Source organism: Salicibibacter cibi, from assembly GCF_016495865.1.
Lineage (GTDB): Bacteria > Bacillota > Bacilli > Bacillales > Marinococcaceae > Salicibibacter > Salicibibacter cibi.
In genome coordinates, this window is record NZ_CP054706.1 from 3,129,750 (window position 1) to 3,142,921 (window position 13,172).

The window sequence follows — 13,172 nt, forward strand, 5'->3', positions numbered from 1 at the left end:
AAGTGCAAGGTTTTTTGCTTATAGGTTGGATTTCCTTGCATCCAACTTTGACAACACCAACGGAAAATGCTTATGTGCCAGCCTTTTTCCATTATTCAGCAGTCCCTGACTATAAGGGGGCATTGCTCCCCTTCCCTATACAGTATTATTCATGATGAATTAGTAACATTTTATATTTGGTTAATAACATCCCGGTATTTACCGACGAATTTTAATTCTTGAGTTTGAGTAACCACATAACGACAATTGCGTTCGTTCGATAAACGATCACCTTTTTTTGCATGGTTTCCTGACCAACGGATCAGTCCCACCAAATAGCTGTGTTTTTTTCCCGAATCAAGATATTTTGCAGAAAACCTACTGCCTTTTTAAAACCTTCCTCGGGGTCATAAGTGCGTCTTCATGTTCAATGCTAATAACTCCGTCATAATCCACAGCTTGCAGTGCACTGATCATCTCTTTCCATTTTTCCTCACCATGACCATAGCCGATCGTTCGAAAATGCCACGAGCGATCGAGAACTTGGCTATAAGGTTTTGTGTCCAGAACGCCATTAGTCTTGATATTTTGATCGTCCAAGTAAGTATCCTTGGCATGTACATGATAGATGGCTTGCTCTTTTCCGAATGCTTTAATCATAGCGATAGGATCTACTTGTTGCCAAAAAAGATGACTTGGGTCAAAATTTAAGCCAATTGTTTCCCCAACGGCTTCCCTAAGACGAAACATATTTTCAGTATTATACACGACAAATCCCGTATGGGGTTCAATCGCAATTCTTACCCCATATTTTTGAGCCTGTTCAGCTATCTGTTGCCAATAAGGGATGACTTTTTCTGACCATTGCCACTCCAGAAGATCGCGATATTCAGCTGGCCACGTGGATGTGACCCAGTTTGGATAGCGGGCATGATCGGAATCCCCGGGGCAACCTGCGAACGTTACAATCGTATCCACTTCCAGCTCATTGGCCACCTTGATAGTGTTAAGTAAATCTTGGTGATCAGATTGGCTAATATCTTTGTTCGGATGCAAAGGGTTTCCATGAGCACTTAATGCATCGATCTGCATAGAGCGATCCAGGAGCATATTTTTCATTTTTTTCACTTGAGCGGGATCTTCCAATAAATGTTTTGGATTACAGTGATCATTCCCAGGGAATCCCCCGCAACCGATTTCTACATGATGAATCCCATGCGCTAAAATATGGTCAAGGGCTTGATCAAGAGGTCGGTCAGCAAATAAAACCGTAAACACACCCAGGTTCATAGGATCATTCCTCCACTTCTATCGTTTAACCATTGCTTTTTTCTACCATTTCCCATGTCCGTGTTTTCACGGAATTCTCTACCGCTTCCAAAACTTGCTGGCAGCGAAGTCCATCTTCAAAATTAGGATAAACAGGTTTTTGACGCGTGATCGCGTCTGCTAGATCATTGGCTTGGTGTGTAAATGCATGCTCATATCCGATTAAATGCCCGGGAGGCCACCATGCCTTCATATAATCATGAGCATCCGGTTCGGTCACAAGAATGGTTCTATATCCCTGTACGTGTTCTTCATCTTCGTTTGAAAAAAATTGCAGCTCATTCATTCTTTCAAAATCGAAAACGATCGATCCCCTGGACCCATTAATTTCTATATAGTTTTTATTCTTGCGACCAGTGGCATAACGGGTAGCCTCAATGTTGCCTACAGCCCCATTGTCAAATCGGGCCAGAAAAAGCGTCGTATCATCGACGGTTACGTCTCTTTTACCCTCTTTGCCATTATCGACAGGACGCTCTTTTACAAATGTTTCAGACATTCCAATTACTTCAGCAAACTCACCGACAAGATAGCGAGCCAAATCTACAATATGGGCATTTAAATCACCGTGGGCTCCGGAACCGGCTACATTTTTGTCTAATCTCCAGGCAAAAGGAGACTGGGGATCGGCAAGCCAATCTTGTAAATAGTGCGCACGCATGTGATAAATGTTCCCTATCCGCGCCTCAGCGATCATACGTTTAGCTAAAGCAATAGCAGGTACACGACGATAGTTAAAACTAACCATATGTTGCACACCGGCATCGGTAACCGCCTTCAACATTTCTTTGGCATCACTTACATTTAAGGCCATGGGCTTTTCGGTTAAAACATGCTTCCCTGCTTTCGCAGCTGCAATCGCAATATCCTTATGCGTATTACTCGGTGTAACGATATCGATAAGATCAATGTCGTCGCGCTCGACCACCGATCGCCAATCCGTTTCAGAAGATTCCCAACCGTACGTATGAGCCGCTGCCTTTACGCTTTCTTCGTTTCTGCCGCATATCGCTTTTAATTGAAAAGGATCTTGTGGCTCAAAATAAAAATTTGTATTTTTGTAGGCTTGCGTATGTGCTTTTCCCATAAATTTGTACCCGATCAATCCTACTTTTATATAAGTCAAAAAACCACCTCATTTATTCTTTTTTTTGAAATACAACAGCAATAATAATCACTAATCCTGTTACAAAACCTTGCAAGTATGGAGAAACATTCATTAAATTCATCATGTTATTTAAAATGCCCAGTATCAACACACCAAAAAGCGTGCCGATCACTTTTCCGCGCCCTCCGGTCATCCGTGTGCCACCGATGATAACGGCAGCTATGGCATCCAATTCATAAAGTTGTCCGGAACTAGAAGAGGAAATCGAATTTAGACGGGAAGTCTCGATAATCGCCGCAACACTTACGAGCATTCCCGCCAGGGTATACACGGCAATCTTAATCCGATCTACACGAATCCCTGATAAAAGCGCACCTTTTTCATTGCTGCCAATCGCATACACATAACGTCCAAAACGCGTTTGCTGCAATAAGATAAAAACAAGCACCGCCATCAACCCGAAAATAAAAATCGGCGATTGAATCGCTCCGATACTGCTATTTGAAATGGCACTAAATCCGTCTACTTCGCCGGAAATACTGCCGCCGTCTGACGTATACAAGGCAATCGAGCGGGCAGCAGCCATCATCCCCAACGTAGCAATAAATGCAGCAATCTTTAATTTTGCGACCATAAAGCCGTTAAGAAAACCTGTAAATGCCCCAACGGCCAATGCCGTTATAATCGCGATAAAAATGCTCCCAGAAGCATTTAGGGCAATGACTGTAAGTACACCAACTAAGGCCAAAACAGATCCCACGGATAAATCTATCCCGCCTGACAACATTATCATCGTCATTCCTAAAGCAATGACACCGATAATGGAAACTTGCATTAAAATATTCATCAAATTGCTAAATTCCAAAAATCTAGGGCTCAAGATGGAGGAAGCAACAAAAAGAATTAAAAATGCGATAATAACGCTGTATTCTGTCCATATCCAAGAAAGCCGGCGATTCCATTTTTTCGCTTTTTTGGCCGGTTCCAACTCTGGCTCTGCCATGTTATCGCCCCCTTTTTGAGCCTGTGGCATAACTCATGATTTCATCATCCGTCGCTTCTTCACCATCAAATTGTGCCGTTACTTCCCCTTGGTACATAACATGAATGGTGTGACAAACTTTTCGGATTTCAGGCGCTTCCGACGATAAAATAATCACAGCCTTTCCCTGCGCAGCCAATGAAACAATATGTTGGTAGATTTCACGCCTGGCTCCGACATCAATTCCTTGCGTCGGGTTATCAAAGATAATAATATCTGCATTCACTTCAAGCCATTTGGCAATGACCACCTTTTGTTGATTCCCGCCGCTTAACTTGTCGATCGTCGTTCTCGGGTTAGGCACTTTTATATTTAACTTGCGTTGGTAAAAGTTGAACCTTTCTCTTTCAGCCTTTCCTCTAATAAATCCTGCTTTTTCAAAATGGGCCATCGATGATAGGCTCATGTTTTGGATGACGTTAAGATCCTTAATGATCGCATTCTCTTTTCGGTCTTTAGGAACAAGTCCCATCCCTGCTTTTAATGCTTGTTTCGGATGATTGATGGTGACAACCCGATCGAATATTTTGATTTGACCGTTGTATTTCTTTCGAAACCCGTACAAACTTTCAAAAAGCTCCGTTCGTCCGTCACCTGCTAATCCTGTAAAACCAACAATCTCTCCTTGTCGGACGGTAAAATTTATATCCTTAAAAAAACCTTCGCGCGTCAAATTCTTCACTTCTAATGCCGTCTGTCCAAATGGATGCGACTCTGTTAAGCGCTCATCGGAGACAGATTTCCCCACCATCATCTTGGTTATTTCGTCCAGATGATCATGTTTCATACGGTTGCTTCCTACGATTTTGCCATCGCGTAATACAGTATAGGTGTCACACACGGCCTCGATCTCTTTTAATTTATGGGAGATATAAATGATGGAAACGCCAGTCTGTTTAAGGTTTTTCATTAATGCAAACAGACGATGGACCTCGTGTTCCGCTAAAGCTGTCGTCGGTTCATCCATAATAATCAGCCTGGATTTATGTAAGAGTGCCCTTGCAATTTCTATCATTTGTTTGTATGAAGTATCCAAATGACGGACGTACGCCTTTGGATAAATATTAACACCTAGTTGCGTTAAAATTTCATTTGTTCTTTTGCACATTTCTTCAACTTTCACAAAACCAAACTGATTCTTAAGTTCAGCGCCCAAAAACATATTTTCATATACGCGCAGGTCGGAAACGACATTGAGTTCCTGGTGGATAAAACTGATCCCGTAGGATTGAGAAGTTCTATGATTTGTCATCTCTACTGTCTGCCCATCTAAAACGATGTCACCTTCATCCGGGTGATGAAGACCCCCTAATATATTCATTAACGTGGACTTGCCTGCACCATTCTCTCCTAACAAAGCATGAATTTCCCCGTGTTCCACATTGATGGAGGCATTTTTCAATACCGGTACATGATTGAAAGATTTATTGATATGTTCCATGGACAATAAGGACGACATGGTCATCCACCCTTTCCATTAGAATCAAAAAGGGAACACAACATTTTTTCACTCTATTGTATTCCCATGAATTAAACTAAAATGACGCGTCCTCATAATGTTCATCTGCATTTTCATCTGTTACTTCGGTGGCTTCCAGTAGCACTTCTTCCTCCTCAGGATCTTCCCCTTGTGCTAGATCTGCTGCCAATCGAATCCCTTCTTCACTCATGAAAGGCGGGTACAAGAAAGTAGCCGTAATCAAGCTATCTTCGTCCTCAATATGTTCGTAAGTCTCTGTTTCTCCTCCTGCGCCTGTGATGTACTGCACATCCTCTCGCCCTGCCTCTTCAATCGCTTGCAATACACCAAATGCCATACCATCATCTTGGGTGTAGACCGCATCAATGTTGTCTTGAGCCTGTAAAACATTTTGCATAACATCCAAAGAGGTTTCTGTTGAGAAGTCCCCATCCTGGGAAGCGACGACTTCAATACCGCCCTCGTCTTCAATCGCTTCTTCAAAACCGGCGCTACGTTGTTCCGTTACCGAGTTAGGTGGCCCTGTAATTTCCACAACATCCCCTTCCCCATCCAGTTGGTCAATGAGATATTGACCGGCATTATAACCGATACCCTCATTATCCCCGGTAACAACCACATCGGCGGCATCGTTTTCCAACTCCCGGTCCACGACGACTAAGGGAATATCCGCGTCAGCCACATTCTGTCCAGCCGGCGTTAATGCAGCCGATTCGATAGGGAGAAGGACCAATGCATCTACATCCTGGGAAATTAAATCATCGACGTCATTCGCTTGCTCATTGGGGTCCTCAGCATTGGTCATCACATAATCGATGCCTTTATTTTCTGAAATTTCATTCGCTTCCGTTTCGGCATGATCAATTAAAGCGCCCATCCACCCGTGAGTGGCAGAAGGTAAAGATATTCCGATTGTAAGATCAGAATCCTCAGTACCCTCGCCATCTTCACCCTCACCAGTTGCTTCCTCATCTCCACATGCGGACAAACATATGACTGTACCCAAGGCCATACTCAAAACCCATCCTTTTCTCATCACCGTATCCCCCTTTATTTTTTGATTACGCTCCCCTTGTAAACGATTACAATTGCAGTTAAGGACAGCGCTCTACTATTAATACTTTTATATTTAATAACAGAGCGCTAACCTTAATTGCTTTTTATCCTGATGTAGACTCTCGAATAACTAATTCATGATCCAAAACAATGCTTTCAACATTTTCTCCTTTGATTCTTTTGATGAGCATTTCTACTGCAATTGTGCCCATTTTATACATTGGCTGAGCAATTGTTGTAAGAGCAGGGTTGGTCATATTCGAAAAATTAATTTTATCAAAACCGACCACTGCGATATCATCCGGCACATGTAAACCCTGTGCATGTATTTCCTTTAATGCGCCAATCGCCAATAAATCAGATACAGCGAATATGGCTGTTGGCGGATCGTTTAACGTTAAGATATTTTTCACCGCTTGCTGCCCATACTCAAATCCTAAGTGCTCGGTATGGTAGATATACTCCTTTCTAACAGCAATCCCTTGCTCTTCTAAAGCTCTTTGATACCCTTTTTTCCGTTGGCGAGCATAAAGATATTTTCCATTTGAATTTATTAATGCAATTTTTTCATTTCCGATCTTAATTAAATGCTTTACGGCCTTATACGATGCTGCTTCATTATCGATCGTCACATAAGGAATTTCACCTTCGGCTGTGTACTCACTGCATTGTATAATGGCATGTTTTTCAGCCAAGTCCATAAGAGCTTCCATGTTTACAGCCGGATCCATCGAAATAATTCCATCAGCCATTTTTGTTCTTATCAGATCGAAATAAATATTTTCCCTTTCGGGACTGGAGTCTGTTTCGCATAACAAAATATTATAATTGTGACTGATGGCGATGCTTTCAATCCCTTTAATTATATCGAAATAAAATGGATTAGAAATCTCGGGAATAAGGACTAAAAGCAAGCGACTTTCGGATTTTCTTAGGTTTCTGCCGAGCATACTTGGTTGATAATTCAATTTTTGGATGGCTTCTTCTACCTTCATTCTTGTTTTAGCCGTAACTGCATTTTGTTCATGTAACACGCGTGAGACTGTAGCTACAGATACACCTGCTTCTTTTGCAACCCGTTGAATATTTACCATTTTATTCTCTTATTCCCCTATTGGTAGTATTTAATTAAATGTAATCGATTACATTTATGGTAACTGCTTAACAGTTGTCTGTCAATATGAGAAAACTTAATTTTCGCCAAGCTTTTATACTTTCTTTCTTATCTGCCGAAAACATCATAATGATGTCTGATGAACATCTCTTCCCGTCAATCTAACTGCATACCCAACCCTCAGTCAAAACAGCCTAGCCGTCTCATCGCAAGCCACGTTGCGCCGTAAATGCCTGCATCATTTCCAAGCTGCGCAAACTCGAATGATAAATATTTATCGGCTTCTTTTAAAACGAAGCGTTTAAAATGGGCAACTAATGGGCGCATCAATGTCTCGCCGGCAGCCGATATCCCTCCGCCAATGACAATTTTTTCCGGATTAATCATCGTCGCCGCATTTGCAAGGGCATATGCCAAATAATAGGCAGCTTCATTGACGATATCAACCGCGAGAGCATCGCCTGCCTTTGCAGCCTCATAGATATCGATGACTTCACTATCCTTATGTAGTGAACTTGAGCCTTCGAAGTTGCGAAGGTAGTCCCGCAAACTTCGCTGCAACCCTTTTGCCGCTACATACTCTTCCAAACAGCCTTCCCGTCCGCATGAGCATAAACGTCCGTGAGGAACTGTAATTGTATGACCGATCTCCCCGGCAGTCCCGCTAGGCCCCGTGACGAGATCGCCGTTAACGATGATTCCGCCCCCAACTCCGGTTCCCAAGGTGACAAAGAAGATTGAAGCTTCCTTTTTGCCGGCTCCTTGCCAATGCTCACCTGCCGCTGCCAAGTTGGCGTCGTTATTAATAAAAACAGGCACATGAAATGCGTCCGCGAGATTCGTACTTAAGGGATAATTTTCCCAACCAATGTTAACAGCGATATCGACGATGCCGCTGGCTTCATCGACGAAACCCGGAACACCGATGCCTATGCCGGTCAAACCACCTTCAGAAATTGAATGTTTCACAAAACGTTCTTTGATGCTTTCGGTAATATGGCCGGTTAAATACATGCCGTTATCTTTTCTGTCCGTCGCTATTTTCCATTTATCCATCTTTTCGCCTTCGGTCGTAAACAAACCGAACTTGGTTGACGTCCCGCCGACATCAACTCCTACCACGTATTTTGACATATTAAACGCTCCCCATTTTCCTCTTCTTCCCCCAAGGTAAACAGCAGTTAACGTATGTTATGGTGCTGTTATTTTCACACAATTATATTATAGCAATTGTCCTTTGAATGCAAAAACAACATGCAACCGCTATGGCGAAAAGCCTTCGCCCAACTTATGTAGGGATTGCTGAACAACTTGCAGCTATCAGCTGAAGCCGGGACGGTGCTGCAATGGCGAGACTCCAGCGGAAAAACGGATGCGTCAAGCCCCCGCAGCGCCGGTTTTGCGCGAGGAGGCTTGACCGTTCGTCCGCGGAAAGCGAAGCCATGGAAGCGGCATCCCGGCTCCAACTAATATATAAGTTGTTCAGCAGTCCCTATGTAGGTAAGAAAGTTGATTTATACTTTCTTACCTGCTAAAAAAACCGATAAGGATCGCCCGCAGACATCCTTATCGGTTTCAAACTAATCATCATCCATCGTCGACAAATCTCCGGTTGGCAAATCAAGCTCCCATGCTTTTAGCACACGGCGCATGATTTTCCCGCTGCGAGTCTTCGGCAGTTTATCGCGGATATCCATTTCCCGGGGCGCTGCATGGGCAGCCAGCCCGTTTTTAACAAATACCCGAATGTCTTCTTTCAATTCATCACTTTCTTCATATCCTTCCCGCAGGGCAACGAATGCTTTAATGATTTCCCCACGCACAGGATCGGGCTTACCGATCACGCCTGCTTCGCCCACAGCCGGATGTTCTACAAGTTTACTTTCTATCTCAAATGGACCGACGCGCTCGCCGGAAGTGACGATCACATCATCCACACGCCCCTGGAACCAGTAATAGCCATCTTCGTCTTTATAAGCTGAATCGCCGGAAACGTACCAACCCGGGAACTCAAAGTAGCCGTTATATTTTTCCTCGTTATTCCAAATGGTGCGCATCATCGACGGCCAACCCGTTTTCATGGCAAGATTCCCCATTCGATTCGGCGGCAATTCATTTCCCTGGTCATCAAGAATCGCTGCTTCTACACCCGGAATCGGTTTCCCCATCGATCCGGGCTTCACCGTCAACGTCGGGAAATTCGTAATCATGATCGCGCCGGTTTCCGTCATCCACCAGGAATCATGAATACGAAGTCCATAGACTTCATTCCCCCAACGCACAACTTCAGGATTTAGCGGTTCACCGACGCTTAAAATATGCCTCAAGCTTGATAAATCATAATTTTTTACTACGTCGTCACCGGCGCTTGCCAACATTCGAAGGGCGGTTGGCGCACTATACCAAACCGTGACATTGTATTTTTCCAACGTCCCGTACCAGGCTTCGGGACTGAACCGTCCGCCGCGAACAACGTTGGTAACCCCGTTCAACCAAGGTGCAAAAATACCATAAGACGTTCCGGTCACCCATCCCGGATCGGCTGTACACCAATATACATCGTCTTCTTTCAAGTCAAGGACCCATTTGCCCGTTTGATAATGCTGGAGCATGGCTGCGTGAACGTGCAACACGCCTTTCGGCATCCCCGTTGAACCGGAAGTATAATGCAAAATAAGGCCATCTTCACGATCCACCCAAGTAATATCATGATTTTCTGATGCATTTTCCAGTCGTGTTTTAAAATCAAGGGTTTTTCCTTCTTCTTTCACAGTATCCCCATCGATAAATACCTTTTCCAACGCAGGGAGATCCGAAACGGGCACACGCCCAACCAGGTCATTTGTCGTTACAATCGCTTTAGCTTCACTGTTTTGCAGACGGTCTTTTACCGCACCTTCCATAAAAGCTTCAAACAATGGGCCAATGATCGCGCCCACCTTAATGGCACCGAGAGCGGCAAAATATAATTCAGGCGAACGCGGCATGAAGATAAACACACGGTCCCCTTTTTCAATCCCTGCTTCTTTAAATACATTTGCTGCCTTATCGGTCATTTTTTTCATGTCGGCAAATGTATAAGACTCATCGCGTTGATCGTCACTGTAATATAACGCGACCTGATCTTTTTTATTCTCTTTCTCCGCATGCCGATCAATAGCTTCATATGCCATATTCACTTTCCCTGTTTCGTAAAAGGAGAATGCTTTCTCGACTTCTGCCCAATCAAACTGTTTCACTGCTTTTTCGTAATTTTGTAGATTGTGATCTCCACCTTGAGGTGGAAGCGATTGCAATTCCATGGCACATCTTCCTTTCTTTCGATAATGAAAGCTACTTATCCCGGTGGTGGCGTGGAAATGGCATTGCGTTTTTCCCACCAGAGAAGTTTAAATAGGAAAGTTTCACTTACAGTATACTATTTGAATGAATACGAATCAACGTAAAGAATTTGTCACAAACAAAAATAGAATCTTCCCAAATTTTTTCCCTCTTAACGCATTTATCATGTATAATAAGTATAATGTATTCGATAAAGGTGGCTCTAATATTTGATGGAACACATCAAAACATATTATCGTGAAGAAGTGCAAGCCAGCGGAAAACATCTACTCTTTGAAGGTCCGATATCCAGTGAACAAATCGACCGTTATGAATACCATCCGGGGCTTGTCGCTTTTCGCCAACCGAGAGAACAAAAAAAAGCATTGATGGACATTGCCGAACTTCCCGAAGGACGGATCAACGTCGCCGTCGATGACGGCATGATCGTTGGATATGTAACGTTTGTTTATCCTGACCCTCTGGAACGTTGGTCAGAGAGTCCGTTGGATAATTTGCTTGAACTGGGGGCCATAGAAGTCGCACATGAATACCGGGGATTTAAAATCGGGAGTCGCTTGCTTGAACTATCGATGTACGACGATGCCATGGAAGACTATATCATTATTACAACCGAATACTATTGGCACTGGGATTTAAAAAATAGCAATACGACTGTCTGGGGATATAGGAAATTCATGGAGAAGATGATGAATAAAGGCGGCTTGGAATGGATGGCCACCGATGATCCGGAAATTAGTTCCCATCCGGCCAATTGTTTATTGGTACGGATCGGAAGACGTGTTTCCATGGAAGATGTACAAACCTTCGATCAAATTCGCTTTACAGACCGATTCCTGTTTTAAAAGAGAGGTGTATCCTTACGATGAACGCCGAAGAAATTATGAGAACGAACGTTCACAAGCTAATGATGGAGGACAAAATTGAAAGCGCTGTAGAACTCATGGAAAAGGAACGCCTGCGCCACATCCCGGTCGTCGCCGATGATGACACTCTCATCGGCATTATTTCCGATCGAGACGTTCGCGATGCCAGGTTTTCCATTTTCAGCAATAAGCACTTGGATGCCATTTTACAAAAACCTGTAAAGGAAATCATGAAAACCGACGTTTTCACTGTTCATCCCCTCGAGTATGTGGCAGATGTAGCCTCTATGCTCAGTGAACACCAAATCACCGGAGCCCCGGTAACCGTTGATGATAAACTTGTGGGTATGATTACCGGAAGAGACCTGCTCGATACACTCGTCCAACTCATGGGCGCGGACCAACCAAGCTCACAAATTGAGGTGAAGGTAACTGATGCAAGCGGACAACTGGCCGATGTAGCTGCAATTTTCAAGCGTTACGGCATTAATGTGACGGGCATGCTTATCTATCCCGATAAACAAAGCGAATATAAAATTCTCGCATTCCGTGTCCAAGCGATGGATATACGATCCGTCATTGCCTCACTCAAAGAGGAAGGATACGAAATCGCCAGTCCTTCCATCCCGAATATAGGGAGCTCTTCCGCTTATGACTAACAAACACGCAGCATTTATATTCAACGAAGAACAACTGGACTACAAATTTAACGACACCCACCCTTTTAATCCGTTGCGATTGAGACTAACGATTGATCTTTTACAATCATTAGGGGCATTATCTTCCAACGAGATTATTCCGCCAAGAAAAGCGACGGACGAAGAGATTGGGCTGTTCCATGAAAAGAATTATATCGAAGCTGTAAAAAGGGGATCGGTCGAACAATTACCGACGGGGACGGCCGCTAATTATGGCCTCGGCACAGAGGACACGCCTATTTTCAAAAATATGCACGATGCCTCCGCATTACTCGTCGGCGGCACCATCCAAGCAGTAGATGAAGTGATGGAGGAACGATACGAACACGCTGCTAATCTCGGAGGCGGCTTGCACCATGGATTTCGTGGAAAAGCATCCGGATTTTGCATCTACAATGACAGCGCCATTGCTATCCGTTATATTCGGAAACATTATAATGCCCGTGTCCTTTATATCGACACCGACGCCCATCATGGCGACGGTGTCCAATGGGCATTCTACGACGATCCAAACGTCATGACCCTTTCCATTCACGAGACGGGACGATACTTGTTCCCGGGTACCGGTGCAATTACGGAAAAGGGCGCCGGACAAGGGTACGGCTATACGTTGAACCTTCCGCTTGACGCGTTCACGGAAGATGAATCGTTCTTAACCTGTTATGAAACCGCTGTAAAGGAAGCTTGTGCATTTTTCCAACCGGATGTCATTGTAACCCAAAACGGGGCAGACGCCCATTTCCTTGATCCGCTCACGCATTTGGCGACAACACTCCGCACATTTAAACAAGTGCCGAAAATCGCTCGTGAAATGGCGAATGAATATTGTGACGGCAAATGGATCGCCGTTGGCGGCGGTGGTTATGATCTGTGGCGAGTCGTCCCCCTTGCCTGGTCCAATGTTTGGTTGGAGATGAGCGGCCAAGCGTCGTTTGCTCAAGGAAAACTTCCGGAAAAGTGGCGAAACCACTGGAGCGATAAAGCGACCGATCCCCTTCCCCGATACTGGGAAGAACCGGAGCACGAGGTTCCGAAAATCCCGCGACGACCCGAAATCAACCAAAAAAATGCACAAACCCTTGAAAAGTCACTCTACTATATCCGACGAGAAATAAAGAATGCACGTTAGAAAGCCTTCGTTGCAGTTATGCAGGTAAG

The 13,172-nt window shown here is 44.1% G+C and carries 11 protein-coding genes and 1 pseudogene; 4 read left to right on the forward strand and 8 right to left on the reverse strand.

The window, feature by feature from the left end; genetic code table 11:
• Nucleotides 1-301: 301 nt before the first annotated feature.
• The 7 genes and pseudogenes from HUG20_RS15510 to HUG20_RS15540 form a co-directional block, all read right to left on the reverse strand.
• Nucleotides 302-1,269, reverse strand: a pseudogene (locus HUG20_RS15510) (sugar phosphate isomerase/epimerase family protein).
• A 25-nt stretch (nucleotides 1,270-1,294) separates the two neighbouring features.
• Nucleotides 1,295-2,434 carry a Gfo/Idh/MocA family protein gene (locus HUG20_RS15515; RefSeq protein ID WP_200085597.1) on the reverse strand — a complete coding sequence of 380 codons (1,140 nt, stop codon included), beginning with the start codon at nucleotides 2,432-2,434 and terminating at the stop codon, nucleotides 1,295-1,297.
• A gap of 13 nt (nucleotides 2,435-2,447) precedes the next feature.
• A complete protein-coding gene (locus HUG20_RS15520; protein ID WP_200085598.1) occupies nucleotides 2,448-3,419 on the reverse strand; it encodes an ABC transporter permease in 972 nt (323 codons plus the stop codon).
• 1 nt (nucleotide 3,420) lies between these two features.
• A complete protein-coding gene (locus tag HUG20_RS15525) occupies nucleotides 3,421-4,917 on the reverse strand; it encodes a sugar ABC transporter ATP-binding protein (protein ID WP_246476443.1) in 1,497 nt (498 codons plus the stop codon).
• A gap of 76 nt (nucleotides 4,918-4,993) precedes the next feature.
• Nucleotides 4,994-5,974, reverse strand: a complete 981-nt coding sequence (locus HUG20_RS15530) for a substrate-binding domain-containing protein (RefSeq protein WP_200085600.1) — start codon at nucleotides 5,972-5,974, stop codon at nucleotides 4,994-4,996.
• 124 nt (nucleotides 5,975-6,098) lie between these two features.
• Complete coding sequence (locus HUG20_RS15535; protein WP_200085601.1) at nucleotides 6,099-7,088, reverse strand: LacI family DNA-binding transcriptional regulator; 990 nt, start codon at nucleotides 7,086-7,088, stop codon at nucleotides 6,099-6,101.
• Between the two features lie 200 nt (nucleotides 7,089-7,288).
• Nucleotides 7,289-8,242 (reverse strand): ROK family glucokinase, encoded by a 954-nt coding sequence (locus HUG20_RS15540; protein ID WP_200085602.1) that lies wholly within the window; start codon nucleotides 8,240-8,242, stop codon nucleotides 7,289-7,291.
• Between the two features lie 177 nt (nucleotides 8,243-8,419).
• Here HUG20_RS15540 and HUG20_RS15545 point away from each other — a divergent pair, with 177 nt between their 5' ends.
• Nucleotides 8,420-8,578 carry a hypothetical protein gene (locus tag HUG20_RS15545; RefSeq protein WP_200085603.1) on the forward strand — a complete coding sequence of 53 codons (159 nt, stop codon included), beginning with the start codon at nucleotides 8,420-8,422 and terminating at the stop codon, nucleotides 8,576-8,578.
• 110 nt (nucleotides 8,579-8,688) lie between these two features.
• Here HUG20_RS15545 and acsA read toward each other — a convergent pair whose 3' ends face one another.
• On the reverse strand, nucleotides 8,689-10,410 hold the full coding sequence (acsA, locus tag HUG20_RS15550) for an acetate--CoA ligase (protein ID WP_200085604.1): 1,722 nt from the start codon (nucleotides 10,408-10,410) through the stop codon (nucleotides 8,689-8,691).
• Between the two features lie 252 nt (nucleotides 10,411-10,662).
• Between acsA and HUG20_RS15555 the strand changes: the two genes are divergently transcribed.
• From HUG20_RS15555 to HUG20_RS15565, 3 genes are read left to right on the forward strand one after another with little or no spacing between them, the layout of a single operon-like run.
• On the forward strand, nucleotides 10,663-11,295 hold the full coding sequence (locus tag HUG20_RS15555) for a GNAT family N-acetyltransferase (RefSeq protein ID WP_200085605.1): 633 nt from the start codon (nucleotides 10,663-10,665) through the stop codon (nucleotides 11,293-11,295).
• 20 nt (nucleotides 11,296-11,315) lie between these two features.
• Entirely contained in the window at nucleotides 11,316-11,975 is a 660-nt protein-coding gene (locus tag HUG20_RS15560) for a CBS and ACT domain-containing protein (RefSeq protein ID WP_200085606.1), read from the forward strand.
• On the forward strand, nucleotides 11,968-13,143 hold the full coding sequence (locus HUG20_RS15565; protein ID WP_200085607.1) for an acetoin utilization protein AcuC: 1,176 nt from the start codon (nucleotides 11,968-11,970) through the stop codon (nucleotides 13,141-13,143). The genes HUG20_RS15560 and HUG20_RS15565 overlap by 8 nt, the downstream gene beginning before the upstream one ends.
• Nucleotides 13,144-13,172 lie beyond the last annotated feature (29 nt).

Excerpts from the sequence above, each read along its gene's own strand:
- HUG20_RS15565 (WP_200085607.1), top strand. The coding sequence starts at position 11,968 with ATGACTAACAAACACGCAGCATTTATATTCAACGAAGAACAACTGGAC.
- HUG20_RS15560 (WP_200085606.1), top strand. The coding sequence starts at position 11,316 with ATGAACGCCGAAGAAATTATGAGAACGAACGTTCACAAGCTAATGATG.
- acsA (WP_200085604.1), bottom strand. The coding sequence starts at position 10,410 with ATGGAATTGCAATCGCTTCCACCTCAAGGTGGAGATCACAATCTACAA.
- HUG20_RS15540 (WP_200085602.1), bottom strand. The coding sequence starts at position 8,242 with ATGTCAAAATACGTGGTAGGAGTTGATGTCGGCGGGACGTCAACCAAG.
- HUG20_RS15520 (WP_200085598.1), bottom strand. The coding sequence starts at position 3,419 with ATGGCAGAGCCAGAGTTGGAACCGGCCAAAAAAGCGAAAAAATGGAAT.
- HUG20_RS15555 (WP_200085605.1), top strand. The coding sequence starts at position 10,663 with ATGGAACACATCAAAACATATTATCGTGAAGAAGTGCAAGCCAGCGGA.
- HUG20_RS15530 (WP_200085600.1), bottom strand. The coding sequence starts at position 5,974 with ATGAGAAAAGGATGGGTTTTGAGTATGGCCTTGGGTACAGTCATATGT.
- HUG20_RS15525 (WP_246476443.1), bottom strand. The coding sequence starts at position 4,917 with ATGTCGTCCTTATTGTCCATGGAACATATCAATAAATCTTTCAATCAT.
- HUG20_RS15535 (WP_200085601.1), bottom strand. The coding sequence starts at position 7,088 with ATGGTAAATATTCAACGGGTTGCAAAAGAAGCAGGTGTATCTGTAGCT.